Source organism: Sorangiineae bacterium MSr12523 (assembly GCA_037157775.1).
Classification (GTDB): Bacteria; Myxococcota_A; Polyangia; order Polyangiales; family Polyangiaceae; genus Pendulispora; species Pendulispora brunnea.
Genome location: CP089982.1, coordinates 4,367,323 through 4,385,505 on the forward strand (window position 1 = coordinate 4,367,323; position 18,183 = coordinate 4,385,505).

An 18,183-nucleotide genomic window follows, 5' to 3' on the forward strand; every position below is an offset into this window, starting at 1 on the left:
TCGTTATTCGGATGTTCGGAAATGCCAGGTGGTCCCAAAACCGAGTTTCGCGACTGCATTCTTGGCCCGCGCAATGCGCTCGCCATTGTGCGAGTCCTGCGGATCGAAGAGAAGGCCGATGACCGTTCCGCTGTGGGCGACTTGCAAGCCCAGGGCGCCAACGCTTCGGGCCAGCTCCTCGAGCTTTTTGAAGTGCGGTTTGGGAAGGTAACGCTGACTCACGCGCGCATCGGCCGTGGCCACGCGGGCGAGCAGTCGTGGATCGCCATCGCGCACGGCGCGCCGGAGTAAGCCGATTGCGACGCGGAAGCCCTCGATTTCTGCGCTGTCGTAGCGCGCTCGGGTCAGCTGCAAGGTATCGATCCCGGCCGTGTCGGTGTTGATGCCCAGGACCTCCAACGGGGGAAGCCTTCCGCCGAGATCCTCGATGACGCGCCCTTCGCGGTGGGCGAAGAGCACGGCGCGATCCGGAAACATGAGCGAGTCCGACGCCGTTTCGGCCTGCACGGCGAGCTTGGCGATGATTTCCGGCTCGATGCTCTTGCGTGTGGCGGCGGCCACCGCGCGGATGGCGGCCAGCACGTCGCTGGTGGACGATCCCAGTCCGCACCCGATGGGGATGTTGCTGCGCAGCTCGAGCCGCCCGCCCCAGTTCTCGCGCTTTGCCCAGGCCAGCGCGAGCTCCGCGGCGCGTTGCGCTTTGACCTTCCAGGCGGGTTCCACGGCCACGGCACCACTGCGGTCCGGCACGAACGACGCTTCGGATTTCATCAACGGGCAGGGCAGGGTGACCAGCACGCGGTGCAGCCTTCCATCCCGTTCGGTCACGCCTTGGAGGATCTCGCCGTGATGCCCGGTGCAGATACCTATGGCTTCTTCGCCCATGCCATCTACGGAGGGACTGGATGGCTTGACGCTGGGCGCCTCCTCGGGGGCGCGGGCCAAAATATGCTTTTCCAAGTCGCGAACGGTCCGTGCGAGGAAGAAGTCGCGCAGGCCGACCTCTACGCCAAAGGCGCTGGAGACTTTGGCCAGCATCTCCACCGCGCGGAGCGAATGGCCGCCCAGCTCGAAAAAGTCATCGGTAATGCCCAAACTCGGCACGCCGAGCACTTGGCTCCAAATGTCCGCCAGGCGCTTTTGCGTGCGCGTTTGCGCGGGCACCGTACGCTTTTCCCAGGTCTCGAGAAGCACGCGGGAGAGGGCTCCCTCGTCGACCTTGCCGCTGGACGTCAAAGGCATGGCTCCCACGATTCGGAAATGATCGGGAATCATGTAGTCCGGAACCGCGCGCTTCATGAACGAGCGCAGGGCGCGGCCGTCGACGTGCGTATACGTGTACACTTCGTCTTCGCGGAATGGGTGCGATACCCACACGCAAGGGTCGTCGTATTTGCCAAAGCCCGATTCGAGGTCGATGTGCACGGCCTGCAGGGTGTCGGGAAGGAGGTAATCGCCGGATTGCTCGAAGGTGCAGCCCGACCATTTCTCCCAATCGGCAATTTTCGCGCGGACGTGTTGCGATTCGTATTCCACGCGAAGGATGCTGCCGCCGATGCGCTCGTGTGCGCGCAGCCAGGGATCTTCGAGCTGACCATCGTCCCTGCGGCGCAGCGCCCATTCGCCGAAATCGATTCCCGGCTCGGTAATTTTGCCATTCGGGCGCACGGCCACCACCACGCGCTCGAAGCCCAAGCCGTGCCCGAGGCTCTTGTGCGCCCGGAGGATCGCCGCCGCGAGGCCGCGCCCCGTGGCCTCCCGCGAGGCGACCCCGGTGAGAATGAAGTACGTATTGGGAACGACCCCCGCCTCGGCGTCGACGAATGCGCGTTCGAGGCCGGCATCCCAGCCCTGCGGCAGATTCTCCGTGGTGCCGTCCCACGCCAGGGGAATCGCATTTCCCACGGCGACGACGGCATCGTTCGCGTCGGTGAGCACGAATTGGCACTCGGGGAACTCGTCGGCGAGGCGCGTCCAATAGCTCCGCAAGGTGCAATCGCCGGCAAAAAACGCGGGCCAGGCGTCCACGTGGAGGGCTTCGGCCGCCTTCCGCAGCTCGGGACGCTGCGCCAGCGTGAACAGGCGCAAGCCCGGGTGCGAAGGCCCAATGCCCAGGGCCGAGTCGCGCAGTTCGACGTGGGCCACCAGGGCATCGGCCGCGTCGGCCCGTTGGATCTTTTGCACCACCGAGCGACCAATGGCGGGGTGTGCGGCGAGCTGCACATCGATTTCCTCGAGCTCGACGCGGTTGCCGCGCACTTTGGTCTGCTTGTCGACGCGCCCGATGAATTCGACGTTGCCGTCGTCGCGGTAGCGGCCCAAGTCGCCCGTGCGGTACATCCGCGTGCCGGGCACCCGCGAGAACGGATCGGGCAGGAACGCCGCGGCCGTGCGTGCGCTTTCGCCAAGGTAGCCGCGCGCGAGACCGGGCGAGCTGACGTAAATCTCCCCGACCACGCCGATGGGCACTTGCCGCAGGTCCGTGTCGAGCACGTACATGCGCACGTTCGACAGCGGGCGGCCGATGGGCACGACGTCGCCGTCCACCTCGCCTCGGCAGTCGAATTCCGCGGCGTCGACGGACACCTCGGTGGGCCCGTAATGGTTCGAGAGCCGCGCCTCGAAGGCCCGCGCGAACCGATCGCGCAGGCTGCGCGACAGTGCGGCGCCGCCGCAGATGACCAACCAGAGCGACGGAATGTCAGGGAGCTCCCCGGCCTCCGCGGCCTCGATGAAGGACTGCAGCATCAGCGGCACGCATTGGAAGGCCGAAACTCCGTGCTCCACCATCGTTTCGGCGAGGCGCACCGCGTGTTTCGACGCGGCCGCGGGCGGCACCACCACCGCCGCCCCGACGGACAGCGGCCAAAAAACATCGAGCACCGACGCGTCGAAGTTGTAGGGCGTGAGGAACAACACGCGATCGTTCGCCTCGAGCGGATGCAGCCGCTGCGTGGCGCTCAGCAGGTTCACCACACCTCCGTGGCCGATCTCGATGCCTTTGGGCACGCCGGTGGTGCCCGAGGTGAAGATCACGTACGCGAGGTTCTGCGGCAGAACATTCGCATGCGCGACATCGCCTTGGGCTCCGATGTCCTCGACGTCCAGCCGCACGATCGTTTCGCACGCGATGCCCGATTCGGCCAGGGCACCCGTGGTCACCAGCACGCGCATGCCCGAGGCCGCGACGATGCGGTCCCTGCGTTCTTCGGGCTCGCTGGGCATGAGCGGCACGTACGCGCCGCCCGCCCGCAGAATGGCGAGCAAGGCGACGACCATGTCGACCGAAGGCTCGAGCAGCACGCCCACCCGCGACTCCGGCTGTACCCCGAGCGCCACCAAATGCCGCGCCAGGCGATTCACCGCGCGATCGAGCTCGCCGTACGTCAACGTGCGCGCCCCGTCGACCACCGCGCACGCGTCCGGCGTGCGGGCAGCCTGCGCCTCGAACAACCCGTGAACCGTGATGGTTCGATTCCACGGCACGTCCGTGGCATTGAACGCGGCAAGCGCACGCGCCTCCTCCGGCGACACCAGCTCGAAGGCTTCGATGGGTTGCGACGGAGACCGTGCCGCCTGCTCGGCCAGCGAAAGGAACTGCCGCAACATGCGCTCGGCGGTGGAGGGCTTGAACAAATCGCTATTGAAGTTCCAATGGGCGACGATGTCCGAGCTGAGTTGGTCGATGACCACGGTCAAATCGAATTTCGCCGTTTCGAATTCCGCGACCTGCGCCTTTTGCAAAAATTCGATGTTCAGACCATCGAACCGCAGGTCGTGCAAGAGCCTCGTTTTGTTGTTTTGAACGCCGAACATCACGGAAAAGAGCCTATTGCGCGACAGATCGTGCTCGGGATTGACCTCCTGAATCGCCAGGATGCTCGGATAATGGTGATGATCGTACGCTTCGATGGCGCCATCCCGGGCCGCGTGCAGCAGATCGCCGAAGGTCATCCCCGGTTGGATCGCGCAGCGCATGGGCATGGCGGTGGCGAACAGGCCGAGCATGGCATCGAGCCGCTCGTCGTCACGATTGGCGATGGGCGTGCCCACGGCAAAGTCGGACTGCCCCGAAAGCCGGTGCAGGTGCAACTGCAGCACGGCGAGGAAGAAGATGTTCAGGGTCAGCCCCTCGCGCCGGACGAAGGCTTCCACCTCCCGCGCGAGTTCGCCGGGCAGCCATTGCGAGACCGTGGACCCACGGAAGGTCTGCAACGCCGGACGCGGGTAGTCGATGGGCAGAGCGAGGGCCGGCGGCGGCGGTGATAGTTTGGAAACCCAGAACCGACGCTGCCGCTCGAAGCGCCCCGTATCGACGGCGCGCTGGATGGATTGCGCATACGCCGCGTACGACAGGGAAATTTCCGGCAATTGCGGCGTGCGGCCGGCACGGTGGGCGTTGTAGATCTCCGCCAGCTCACGGGCGAAGTTCATCGTCGAGGTTTCGTCCCAGACGATGTGGTGAATGGCAAACAAGAGCTGGAAACGCTGATTCGGAAACTCGACGAGCTTTGCGCGGAAGATGGGCCCGCGTTCGAAGTCGAAGGGCGCGCTCCCTACCTCGGCCACGAGCTTGCGCGTCTCGGCCTCGACCTCGTCGGGGGCGAGGTGGCGCCGGTCGATGTACACGTCGGCGATCTCGAGCGGATAGGCCGGATCGACGACCTGCACCGGGACCCCGCCCTGGTTGATGAATCGAATCCGAAAGACGTCGTGCCGTTCGATGAGCGTCTGCCAGGCGCGGACGAAGATGGGCACGTCGACGGGGCCGTGCAGCACCACGTCGCTGATGGTCACGTTGTAGAATGGATTCGTCGGCTCCAGCTCGTGCATGTACCACTCGGGCAATTGGTACGGTGCCAGCTGGTAATGCGTCGGCGGGTTGGCCGTGGTGGCCGCGGCGTCGCGGAGAATGCTCTCTAGATCGAGCAGCGGCTCCGCGCGCGCAACCTGGGCGTGGGCGCGGCGTTCGTCGATGACCGCGGCCACACCGGCCACGGTGGCGCGCTCGAACAAGGTGCGCACATTGAGCTCGACGCCAAAGGCGCTGCGAATGCGCGCAATGGTGCGAATGGCAATCAGCGAATGCCCACCAAGCTGGAAGAAGTCGTCCGTCCGGCCAACGCGGGCCACATCGAGCAATTCGGCCCATATTTCCGCGACGGCGCTCTCGGTCTCCGTTTCCGGCGCCACGAAGTCGTCTTGGAGCACGGAATCGGCATCGCGCGGGGCCGGGAGAGCCTTGCGATCCACTTTGCCATTCGGCAACAGCGGGAACGCTTCCAGGAGGACGAACGCGCTCGGAACCATGTACGCGGCCAGGCGTTCGCCCAGGTGCCGGGCCAGTTCGGCACCGCTCGCCGGCTCGCGCGCGACGACATACGCGACGAGCTTCGCCTCGGTTCCGCCGTCGGTTCGGGCGACCACGATGCATTCGCGCACGGCGGCATGCGCAGCCAGCGCTGTTTCGATTTCGCCCATTTCGATGCGGAAGCCGCGAATCTTGACTTGATGATCGATGCGGCCCAAAAACTCGATGCTGCCGTCGTGCCGGTAGCGCACCGTATCGCCCGTGCGATAGAGGCGTCCGCCGGGCGTGTCGCCAAAAGGATCGGGCACGAACGACGTGGCCGTGCGCTCCGGATGGTGCAAATAGCCGCGGCCGACGCCGCTGCCGCCAATGTAAAGTTCGCCCGCGACGCCGGTGGGAACCGGCTGCATCTCCGCGTCGAGCACGTACACGCGAAGGTTCGGCAAGGTGCCGCTGATGGGAACGTACTTCCACGGCCCGGACGGGGGCGCCGTCATCTTGTAATGGGCAATGTCGTCGGAGCACTCGGTGGGCCCGTACGCATTGATCATGGGCACGTTCGGATACAGTGCAAACCAGCGCGCGCACAGATCGGGCAGGAGGGGCTCGCCATTGACCACGAGCCAGCGCAGGCCGGACAAATCGTAGCGTTCGGGCGCCGACTCGAGCTCGTCCAGAATGAGCACCGTGTGCGTGGGCACCGTCTCGAACACGGTCACCCGGTCGCGTGCGAGCTGCGCCATGAGGCGCGACGGCTCCCAGGCGCTCTCGTCGCGGAAAACCGAGACGCGGCCGCCCACCATGAGCGCCGTGAGAAACTGCCACACCGATACGTCGAAGCTTTGCGTCGCCGTTTGTGCGAGGCAATCGGCCGCCGTCATGCCCAGATCCGCCACCTTAGCCCGCAGGTGGTTCAACATGCCGCGGTGCTCGATCATGGCGCCCTTGGGCACGCCGGTGGAACCCGAGGTGAAGATCACGTACGCCAGGCCGCTCGGATCGATGGCCAAGCCGGGGTTCGTCGACGAGACCGGCATGGCCAGCGCCTCGGTGACGTCGAGCACCTGCGCCGTGTCGCCCGCAATCTCACCGCCGAGCGCTGCATGCGCAGGCTCGGTGATCACGAGGGGGCAGCCGGCGAGCAGGAGCATGCTCTCCAGTCGCGCACGCGGCAGCGCGGGATCGAGCGGCACGTACGCGTGACCCGCCTTGAATACGGCCATCATCGTCACGAGAAACTCGATGCTTCGATCGAGCAAGACGCCAACGATGGCCTCCCGATGGGGCAACCGCGCGCGCAGCACGTGGGCCAGCCGATTCGCCCGCGCGTTGATCTCCGCATAGGTCGCCGTGGTGCCATTGCACACGATGGCCACGGCCTCCGGCGTGGCCCGCACGTGCTCCTCGAAGACATGGTGGAAGCACACGGAGGTGTCCCAATCGATGTCCGTGCGATTGCGGTCCAAAAGGAGATGCGTGCGCTCGGCCGCAGGCAAAAGCTCGAGGCGCGACACGCGCTCTTCGGGCCTCTCCACGGCCGAGGCCAGCAAGGTCTCGAGGTGCGTGGCCATGCGCGCGATGGTCGCGGCCTCGAACAGGTCCGTGTTGTATTCGAATACGGCCGTCACGTCTTCCGTGGTTTCGCGGAAGACGAGCAACAAATCGAACTTCGCCGTCTTCGTTTCACCTTCGACGGTGGTAAGGGATAGCCCGGTCAACGCAAGATCGCTCGCGAGCAAGTTTTGCAGTTCGCACATCACCTGGAAGACGGGCGACCGGCTCGGATCGCGTGGAGGCTGCAATTTCTCCAGCAGCAGCGAAAAGGGCACGTCCTGATGGGCATAGGCGGCGAGGGCCGACTCTTTCACGCGGCCGAGCAATGTCGCAAACGCGGGATCGTCGTCGAGGCGCGTTCGGATGACCAACGTGTTGACGAAGTGGCCAATGATATTCTCGATTTCGGTGCGCCCTCGATTGGCCACCGGCGTTCCCACGACGATATCGCCCTGGTGCGTATATCGATGCAAGAGCACATCGAAGCCCGCCAGGAGCGTCATGAACAAGGTCGCGCCATGGCGGCGCGACAAGGTGCGCAATCCTTGGAGGAGAGGGCGCGGCAAGGTCACGGTGTGCGTGGCCCCTGCGAACGTCTGCACGGACGGACGCGGACGATCCGTGGGCAGATCCAGCGCGGCCGGGGCGCCAGCCAGGCTCTCCGCGGCCGATTCCACGAGCTTCTGCAAGGCGGGACCGCGAAGGCGCTCGCGTTGCCACACGGCGTAGTCGGCATACTGTGTCCCGATGGCGGGGAGCGACGGCGTTTTTCCTTGTGCGAAGGCCTCGTAAAGCGCCCCCAGTTCTCGCACGAACGGCTGCATGGACCAGCCATCGGCAATGATGTGATGCATCGACGTGAGAAGAACGTGGTCCGTCTCCGAGAGCCGCAGAAGGCGCGCGCGGAACAAGGGCCCTGCGGCCAGATCGAAGCCGGTGCGCGCGTCCTCGTCGAAACGTGCCCGCACCGCGGCCTCGCGCTCGTCTTCCGGCAGGGAAGATAGGGTGACCACCGGCAACGCCACCGCGCTGGGTGGCGCGATCACCTGCGATGGCTCGCCATCGACGATGGCAAACGTGGTGCGCAACGATTCATGGCGCGCCGAGAGCTCGAAAAGGGCGCGCTCGAGCGCCGGGAGATCCAGGGCACCCTGCATGCGAATGGCGCAGGGCATGTTGTACGTGGCTTGTCCGGGTGAGAGTTGCTCGGTGACCCAAAGGGACTCTTGCTCGTAGGAAAGCGGCAACCGGCGATCGCGTGCGACGGGCACGATGGGCGGTGTCTGCGCGGTCGCGTCCACGCGTGCGATGCGTGCCGCCAGCCCCTCGACGGTGGGCGCCTCGAAGAGCCACCGGATGGGAACCTCCTTGCCGAACACCTCGCGGGCCCGCGCAGCAATTTGCACCGCGAGCAACGAATGCCCGCCGAGCTCGAAAAAGTCGTCACGAATGCCGACGGTGGAACTCCCCAGCACGTCGCCCCAAATGGTGGCCAGGAGCTCTTCGGTCGGATTGCGGGGACCGCCACCCCTTCCGGTGGCCTGGCCGCCGCCGAAGTCCGGTGTTGGCAGCGCGCGCACATCGAGCTTTCCACTCGAGGTCAGAGGCAGCGCGTCCAGGAACACGAAGGCCGACGGCACCATGGCCTCGGGCAAGGTCTCGCGCAGGAAGGCGCGCAGGCTCGTGGTGTCGAGCTCGCCCTCGGACACGAGGTATGCGACCAGGCGCTCGCCATGCACCAGCACCACCACCTCGCGCACAGCGGGATGCAATCGCAACGCGGTCTCGATTTCTCCGAGCTCGATGCGTACGCCCCGAAGCTTTATCTGCTGATCGACCCTTCCGACGAAGGAAATTCGGCCATCGGCCGTGTAGCGCGCCAGATCGCCGGTGCGATAGAGACGCCCGCCCGGCCCCTCGCTGAAGGGATCCGGCAGAAAGCGCTCGGCGGTGTGATCGGGCCGGCCAAGGTAGCCGCGTGCGAGGCCTGCTCCGCCAATGTACATTTCGCCGACCACGCCCACGGGCACCGGGGCCTGGGCGCGATCGAGCAGGTGCACTTTGACGTTTCCAATGGGGCGGCCAATGGAGATGCTCGCGCTGGATTCGCCGGCGTCGTAATCCTGGTACGTCGTATCGATGGCGGCTTCGCTCGGGCCGTAGACATTCACCAACTTGGCGTCGGAGCATGCGGCGAACGCGTCGCGCAGGGAGGGGGAGAGCGCCTCGCCCCCGCAGAACACGAGCCGCAAACTGGGCAATTTCGCCCCGCGCGCTTCGTCGAGCATCACTTGGAGCAGCGACGGCACCACGGTCATCGAGGTGATGCGCGCAGACTCGATGGCCGAGACCAAATGGGCCACGTCCTTCTGCCGATCGGAGGGCACGAGCACGAAGTTCGCACCGCCCGCGAAGGTGGCAAAGAACTCCCACATCGAAGCATCGAATCCAATCGAGGATACCTGCAAGACCCGATCGGCCGTGCCGAGCGGGTGCTCGAGTTGGCCCCATAGGATCCGATTGCAGATGGCCCGATGGGTCACCAAGATGCCCTTCGGCGTGCCGGTCGAGCCCGAGGTGTGAATCACGTACGCCACGTCATCGGGCGCCGTGATGCAGGGGAGGAGCGCGTCGGACTCGCCCGCGAGCGACGCGGCCTCCGTGTCGAGGCACAGCACCGGGCAGGGCAAGCCTTGCACCTTTCCGGCCGTTTCGGTGCTCGCGAGCACGAGGCGCAGCTCCCCGTGTGCGGCGAGCCGCCGCGCCGGCGCGCTCGGATCGAGCGGCGCAATGGCGCCACCCGCCTTCAAAATCGCGAGGTAGGCCACGGGGAGCTCGAGCCCGTTCTCGAGGCAGACACCCACGCAGGCGTCGGGGCCGATGCCCGCGCGCCGCAACCTGTGCGCGAGCCGATTGGCCCGCGCGTCCAATTCGGCATACGCGAGCTCCGTGCCCTCGTAGGTCGCGGCCACGGCTTCCGGCGTCTCTCGGGCTTGGCGCTCGAAGATCTCGTGCAACGCCTCGATGCGGGGAAGCTCGGCTTGGGTGGCATTCCAGCCTTCGACGATTTGCGATTGCTCGGCCGCCGAAAGCAGGGAAATGCTATCAATTGCCACCGAAGGATCACGAACGATGGCGCCGAGCAGCGTTTCATAATGCGCGGCCATGCGCGCGATGGTTGCGGCGTCGAAGAGGTCGGGGCTGTAGTCCCAGGCCAGCGCGAGCTCGCCATTCCGCTCCGTGACCGTGAGGGTCAGATCGAACAACCCGGTGTGCGTGTCCGAGTCCGTCACCGTCAACGTCACGCCAGGAAGTTCGAGGGTCGATGCAGGCGCATTCTGCAGGGCGAACATCACCTGAAATACCGGCGTCGTGCCCGTATCCCGCGAGGCGCGCACCGCCTCGACGACCTGCTCGAAGGGAATGTCCTGATGGGCATATCCCTGAAGCGCCACGTCGCGAACGCGCTCGAGGAGATTCAGGAACGCCGGATTTCCGCCGAGATGCGTGCGAAGGGCGAGGGTATTGACGAAAAAGCCAATGAGGCCCTCGATTTCCGAGCGCGTGCGGTTGGCAATCGGGGTGCCGACAACGATGTCTTCCTGGTGCGAATAGCGGTACAGGAGCACCTCGAACGCCGCGAGCAACGTCATGTACAGTGTGGCGCCAGCGCGCTTGCTCAGCGCGCGAACCTCGCGTGCGAGCTCCGCACCGACGACCGCGGAATGGCGCGCACTCTGCGTCGTTCGCGTATGGGGCCGCGGGCGATCCGTCGGCAAATCGAGCTGCGCCGGTGCGTTGGCCAAATGCTCGCGCCAATAGTCCAGATGCACCCGCGCTGCGTCGCCGGCCAGCCAATCGCGCTGCCATACCGCGTAGTCGGCATATTGAATCGGGAGTTCGCCGAGGGTGGCCGCGGTGCCCGTCGTATGGGCGCGATAAAGCTCGGCCAGCTCGCGCACGAAGATGCTCATCGACCAGCCGTCGGAGGCGATGTGATGCATCGTGAAGAGCAGCACGTGGTCGGCGGGGCCCGTGCGAAGCAGTTTTACCCGGAGCGGGCGTCCTTCGGTCAAATCGAAGGGGCGTGACGCTTCCTCATCGGACAGGCGCCGGACCTCGGCGGCGCAGGCGTCCTCGTCGAGGTGCGTGAGGTCGACGATGGGCATGGCCAAACTGGCGTCCGGCAGAATGACTTGACGCTCGGAAACGATGGCCGTGCGCAGCACCTCGTGCCGCTCGACGAGGGTGCGCAAGCTCGCGTGAAACGCGTTGGTATTCAGCGCACCTTTGATTCCAACCGTGCACGGCAGATTGTAAACGCTGGTGCCGGGTTGGAATTGCTCCCAGAACCAAATTCGCTGCTGTGCGCTGGAGAGCGGCGCGGTTTTCGGCGTTCGCTTCCGCCCCTCGAGAAGCTTTCGCAGCGCCGCGCGTTTGTCTTGAATCGAAATCGATTTCATCGCCTGACTCATTGGGCCGCATCCTCTTCGCGCTGCAGGGCTTCCAGCGCTTCGTCGAGCTCGCACTCCGGGAGATTCTCCAGCCGTGCGAGCAGGTCCTCTGTTTTGGAAATCGTCCGTACGATGGTTTCACGCGGCTCGGTGGCGCGCCGCGTGAGCAAGGCTGCAATGGCGGAAACCGTGGGCGACTCGAACAGCTCGCGCAGCGGAAGATCGATGGCCGTCTCGTCGCGCAAGCGGGCGATCGCGCGGGTCGCAAGCAGGGAGTGCCCTCCCAGCGCGAAAAAGTCATCGTCCGCCCCCACCCGCGGCACACCGAGCACCTCTTCGAACACGCGGGCCACCAGCGCTTCCCGCGCATCGCGCGGGGCCACGTATGCGTGCGCCGACTCGGCCGGGCGCGGGAGCGCCGCATGGTCGATTTTACCATTGGGCGTTCTCGGCAGGGCATCGAGCGGTGTGAGGACGCTCGGAATCATGTACCCGGGCAGCTGCTTCACGAGCGCGGCGCGCAGGCTTGCGGCCTCCGTTGGGCCGCCGGGGCGGGGGACCCAGTACCCGAGAAGGCGCGCGCTGGTGCGTTCGCCGCGTTCGACGATCACGGTGGCCTCGCGGGCGTGCGCCATCAGCGCCGTCGAGACGTCGCCCAGTTCGATGCGGTGTCCGCGCACCTTCACTTGGTCGTCGTCGCGGCCAAGGAATTCCAGCACGCCGCCTGCACGCCAGCGGACCCAATCGCCGGTGCGGTACAATCGCGCACCGGGGGTACCGCTGAACGGGTCCGGCACGAACCGCTCCGCGGTCAGCTCCGGTCGGCCAATGTACCCCGGCGAGAGTCCGATCCCGCCCAGGTACAATTCGCCGGGCACCCCCTGCGGCACGGGCTCGCCGTGCGCATCGAGCACGTAGGCACGCATGTTGTCGATCGGCGCGCCAATCGGAGGGGCATTCGCTCCGGGCTCGACCCTCGCCCACGTGGCCACCACCGTGCCCTCGGTGGGGCCATAGTGATTGAACAATGCAAACGGCAGCGCGCGGTGTACGGGATGGAGGCGATCGCCACCCGTGAGCAAACTTCGCAGGGCGAGATTTCCGGGCAGCTCCTGCGCGAGCACCTCCTCGGCGAGCGGTGTGGGCAAAAACGCCATGGTGATGCCCTTTGCCGCCAGCCACGCGACGAGCCGCTCCGGCGAGGTGCGAATCTCCTCGTCGGGAACGTGCACACTCGCACCGGCGGCGAGGTAAGGCCAAAGCTCCCAAACGGAGGCATCGAACGCGGGTCCCGCAATGAGCGTGGCCCTATCGGCCGCCGTCACCGTATGCACGCGAAGGTGCCATGCGACGAGGTTGCCCAGCCCCGCATGGGCGATGGGCACGCCCTTGGGACGCCCCGTCGAGCCCGAGGTGTAGATCACGTATGCGAGATCCGTCGCCGAGGCGGCGCGATCGACGGGCGCGGTCGGCTCCGAGAGCGTTTCGTCCGAATCGACGAAAAGAGTTCGCGGCAGCTCCGCGGGCAGCCCTTCTCGCATGCCAGCGCCCGTGATCAAGGCGGCCATGCCGGTGTCGCGGATCACGGCATCGTGTCGCTCCGAAGGATGCGCGGGATCCATGGGAACGTACGCGCACCCCGCTTTCAGGACGCCGAGGGCGGCCACGGCCAGGCGCGCGGAACGCGGAAGGCAAATGCCCACCAGCGATGCGGGATTCACCTTCTGCCGCACCAGCCAATGGGCCAGCCGGTTTGCCCGTGCATCGAGTTCGGCGTAGGTGATGGTCTCCGACGCATCGGAAAGCGCGACCGCGTCCGGCGTGAGGCGAACGCGGGCCTCCACCCAGCGATGAACGCACGCCTCCCGAGGGAGCGCCACCGCTGTATCGTTCCACGTCTGGAGCAAGGTGCGCCGTTCCTCGGACGAGAGAAGCGGGAGCTCCGAAAGCCGCTGGCCGGGATTCGCCATCGCCGATCGCGCGAACCGCTCGAAATGCACCGCCATGCGCTCGACCGTCGCGGGCTCGAACAGATCGGTGCAATAGTCGAAGCTCGCGAGCCATTCGCCGTGGCCATGATCGGATATCGACAGCGAAAGATCGAACTTCGATGTCGTGGTGACGTGTGGCAGCACCTCGAGCTGCACGTTCCCGAGCTCGAGGCGCGGAAACGGCGTGTTTTGGAGGGCAAATGTCACGTTGAACAAGGGCGTGTAGCTCGGATCGCGCGCGGGCTGCAGGGCCTCGACGAGCTGCTCGAATGGGACATCCTGGTTCTCGTAGGCGCCCAGCGCGGTCTCTCGAATGCGATGCACGAATTCGAGGAACGTTGGATCGTGGGCTGCATTTGCACGGAGTGGCAATAGGTTGACGAAGAAGCCAATGAGCCCTTCCGTCTCGGCGTGGGTGCGGTTCGCCACGGGGCTGCCAATGACCAAATCGTTCTGGTGCGTATACCGATGGAGCCAACCGGCAAACATCGCAAACAGCACCATGAAGGCGGTGACGCCATGCTTTCGCGCCAGGGCTTCCACGGCGTGCCGCATCCCTGCATCGAGGGCCCAATCGAGCCGTGCGCCGCGTGTGCTCTGCACGGCCGGCCGCGGGCGGTCGCCCAGGAGGGCAATGGAAGAGGGCGCTCCTTCGAGAATCGATTTGAAATAGTCTTTTTGCGCATCCAGCGCGCGCTCGCGCGAGGGATCGCGTTGCCAGCTCGCATAATCGGCATATTGAATCGGCAGCGGCGGAAGCGCGGCCGACGTATAGTGGGCCGCTACCTCCCGCAGCAGCACACCGAGCGACCAGCCATCGGCGACCAGATGGTGCAACGTGAGCAAGAGCACGTGCTCTTCGGGCCCGAGGCGCACCAGCGTTGCGCGCAGCAGCTCGCCATCGGCCACGCGAAAGACGTGGTTCGCATGGGCGAGCGCGAGGTGCTCGACTCCGCCGTCTTCGATATCGACGTGAAAATCGATATCGGCGGCCGGTACCTGAAACGGCCTCCCGTCGCGGGTGATGAAACGCGTTCGCAGCACCTCGTGCCGCGCCACCACGCTCTCGAGCGCGCGCACCAGGGCGCCCTCGTCGAGCGGCCCCCGCAGCTTCACGGCCGCCGGCATGTTGTACGCCGTGCTGGCCGGATCGAGCTGCATGAGGAACCAGAGTCGCTCTTGCGAAAACGAGAGCGGCAGCGGGTGCGCTCTGCCCGCCGGTGCGATCGCCGCGCGCTGTGCTCCACCGCGCGCGTCGAGCCGGCGGGCCAGCGCTGCGACCGTGGGCGCCTCGAACAATGTGCGCAGCGGCAGATCGATTGCCGTGGCCTCGCGCAGCCTCGCCACGGCCCGCGTCGCCAGGAGCGAGTGCCCGCCCAGCTCGAAAAAGTCGTCTTCCGCGCCCGCCCGAGGGATCCCCAATAGCTCCTCGAACACGGTCGCCACCAATCGCTCCTGCGCATCGCGCGGCTCGACGAAGGAGGCACGCACGGGCTCCGCCGCCGCCGGCCGCGGAAGCGCCGCGCGATCGATCTTGCCATTTGGCGTCCGCGGCAGGGCATCCAGCCGCACGAGCACGCTCGGAACCATGTACCCCGGCAACAGCTTCCCCAGCGCCGCGCGCAGGCCCTCCGCATCGTGCGGCCCCTCCGCGCGTGCGACCCAGTAGCCCAGAAGCCTCGCGCCGGAGCCGGCGTCGCGCTCGACGACCACGGCGGCCTCTCGGGCGTGTGCCGTCATCGCTGCGGAGACCTCCCCGAGCTCGATCCGGTGTCCGCGCACCTTCACCTGCTCGTCGTTGCGTCCCAAGAACTCCAACACGCCGCGCGTATTCCAGCGAACGCGGTCCCCCGTCCGATAGAGGCGCGCCCCCGATACCTCGCCAAACGCGTCCGGCACGAACCGCTCCGCCGTCAGCTCCGGCCGGCCGATGTACCCGCGCGAGAGGCCCACGCCCCCGAGATACAATTCCCCTGGCACGCCAATCGGCGCCAATTCTCCGCGCGCGTCGACCACGTAGGCGCGCGTTCCGGGTAGCGGCCGCCCGATGGGCACCGACAAGGGAACATCGAGCGCGACCAGCTCCTCGGTGGAATACGTGGTGTCCTCCGATGGGCCATACAAGTTGTACAACCGTGTGACGTGCCCCCCGCGGTACGTGGCCCGCACGAGCTCACCCGGGAGCGCCTCGCCCGCAAGGTTCACGGTGCACACGGATGGCGGCAGCGCACGGGCGTGAACCAAGGCCGCCATCGCCGAGGGCACCGTGTTCACCAGGCGGATCCCTGCATCGGGCATTTCGGCCAGGGCCAGGGCATCGGCCACGAGCACGACGGTGCCGCCCACGCTGAGCGGGGCAAACAGCTCGAAAACCGACAAATCGAAGCAAATGGAGGTGGATGCCAGCACACACGCGAGCTCGTCCTGCGAAAAGCGCGTGCGCGCCCAGGCCATGCGCGCCACCGCACTGCGATGTTCGATGGCCACCCCCTTGGGCCGCCCCGTCGAACCGGAGGTGAAGATCAGGTAGGCGAGGGAGCCCGCCGTCGTTTCGCAAGGCAGATTCTCTTGCGATGCTTGGTCAATTGCATCCAGATGGACGTCGGATTCCGTAAGAACCAGCTTCGCGCCCGAGTCCTCCAGCATGGCGCGGACGCGTGCCTCCGGGTAGCTTGGGTCCAGCGGCACGTACGCGCCACCCGCCTTGAGCACGGCGAGCAAGGCCACGACCAGGGCCTCCGAGCGCGCCATGCGGATTCCCACCCGCGTTTCCGGCCCCACGCGGCGCGTACGAAGGCTTCGCGCAAGCTGGTTGGCCCTTGCATTGAGATCGCGGTACGTGAGCTCGCGGTCCTGGAAGCGCAGGGCCACCGCCTCGGGGGTCCGCGCGGCCTGCTCCTCGACGAGCTGGTGCAAACACGCGGGAGCCAAGGGCGCCACGGCCTCCGTGGTGCTCCAATCGAGCAAGGTTCGCCGCTCGCGCTGCCCGATGAGACGAAGCTGCACGATCGGCCGATCCGGCTCGAGCAGGGCCGACGCGAGCAGTCGCTCGTAGTGGTCCCAGAGCCGTCGGATCGTTTCGGGCTCGAACCGGTCCAAACTGTATTCGATGGCAGCCCCGATGCCGCCCGGGGTCTCGGCCAGGGAAATCGCAAGGTCGAATTCGATGGACAATCGGTCCAACGGAAAGGCTTCGACTTTCAACGCCCCCAGCTGGCAAACGTGTCCAGGTTGATCGATGGCCAGCGCATTCAGGCCCAGCGCCTCGTCGCCGGGGGCGGCCAACCATTGAAAGAGCACCTGGAACACGGGCGCATGCGGCAGATCGCGGTTCGCACGAATCCCCGAAGCAACGCGCGGAAAGGGGATGCGACGGTGTTTGAGACCGTCCTTGACGGATTGCCGTACCGTTTCGAGCAGCTGCAAAAAGCCCTGGTGTTCGTCGACCGAGGCCCGAATCGCAATGGGATTCACGAAATATCCCGTCGCGCGCCGCAATGCAAAGCGCTCGCGTCCCACCGTGGGGGTGCCCACCACGAGATCCGATCGTCCCGAGTACCGATAGAGAAGCGCGTAGAACACTGTCAGCAGCGCGACGTACGGTGTGACGCCGTGCTTGCGCGCGAATGCCGCCAGCGCGGCGCTCGACTGCGCGGGAAGGGCGAAGGTCGCCCGCTTTCCTCGGAACGACGGAACGGCAGGCCGCGGACGGTCCGCAGGCAGATCCAGAGGCGGAAGATCGCCGGCGAGTCGTTCCTTCCAATACGCGGCGGCGGCTTTTCCGTCCGGCCCTTCGAGATAGGCCTCTTCGTTCTGCACGTAAGCCGCCCACGGATCCTCGTCGGCGGTGAACGGCGGCATCGCCCCTTCGTGCGCGTGTCCGTAAAGCCGCGCCAGATCATCGGCCAGAATGAGCAGGGAACCCAAATCCGTCACGATATGGTGCACCGCGAAGAGCAGCACGGTGCCGCGCGAGCCCTGCGTGACCAGCACCGCACGCGCCACTGGACCGCGCTCCAGATCGAACGGGCGCGCCGCCTCCTCCGAGAGCAGCGCCCGCACTTGCTCGTCGCTCAGGCATTCACCCGAGATGCGCCGAATCCACGGCTCCATCGCGGGGAGCACGCGACGCACGGGGCCGTCGCCCTCGAGGGGAAAGACACTTCGAAGGGAAGGGTGCCTCGCCGGAAGCTCGTTCAACGCCTGCTCCAGCGCGCGCTCGTCCACGTCACTGTAGAATCGAAAGGCACGGGCTACCGTCGACGCGCGGCGCTCGGGTGCCAGCTTGTCGAGAAACCACAGGGCCCTTTGTCCGTCGGTCATCCCCTGCGAGCGATGTTCTGTCATTCGATCACCATTCATGTCGATCACGTCGATCACGTCGATTGCGTCGAATCATTGATTTCCAATGAGCGACACAATTCAAAGTAAGCCCGATGTCGAGACCGGACGGTTTGACCGCTGCCTATCCCTGCGTCTTCCAGCATCTTCCTGCATCTTCCAGCATCTGCACTGGTGATGCCAGAGCGTGAGAACGCGCGATTTCGAGAGTTTTTCGCCTGGTAACGATGAAATCGGCCGAGAGCGTCCGGGCGCCGTGGCCGGGAGCGTCCACGCGCCCGAATTGTCGAGACGAGCCGGGCACTTACGTTCGATGCGCGCGATGGTTCCATCGACCACGTGCTCGACGGATTTCGAAATACCGTCTTTGAACATTCGCACTCACGGGCGCATGCTCGCCGAGGTGGTCATTGGCATCGGACGGAAGCGTCCGCGTACCTTGGCCGGTGGCGTCCGCACTTGCAGCATTTTCCCGCATTTTGCGCCAATTGTCCTATGGCGCCGATGTTGAAAGTGTCCGTGCCGGCGCCGC

General features: G+C 66.1%; 2 protein-coding genes. Both read right to left on the bottom strand.

Going from position 1 to position 18,183, the window contains the following annotated elements; genetic code table 11:
• Positions 1–3: 3 nt before the first annotated feature.
• On the bottom strand, positions 4–11,328 hold the full coding sequence (locus LZC95_17250) for an amino acid adenylation domain-containing protein (protein WXA98567.1): 11,325 nt from the start codon (positions 11,326–11,328) through the stop codon (positions 4–6).
• An 8-nt stretch (positions 11,329–11,336) separates the two neighbouring features.
• Positions 11,337–17,657 (bottom strand): amino acid adenylation domain-containing protein, encoded by a 6,321-nt coding sequence (locus LZC95_17255; protein WXA98568.1) that lies wholly within the window; start codon positions 17,655–17,657, stop codon positions 11,337–11,339.
• Positions 17,658–18,183 lie beyond the last annotated feature (526 nt).

Excerpts from the sequence above, each read along its gene's own strand:
- LZC95_17250 (WXA98567.1), bottom strand. The coding sequence starts at position 11,328 with ATGAAATCGATTTCGATTCAAGACAAACGCGCGGCGCTGCGAAAGCTT.
- LZC95_17255 (WXA98568.1), bottom strand. The coding sequence starts at position 17,657 with ATGACAGAACATCGCTCGCAGGGGATGACCGACGGACAAAGGGCCCTG.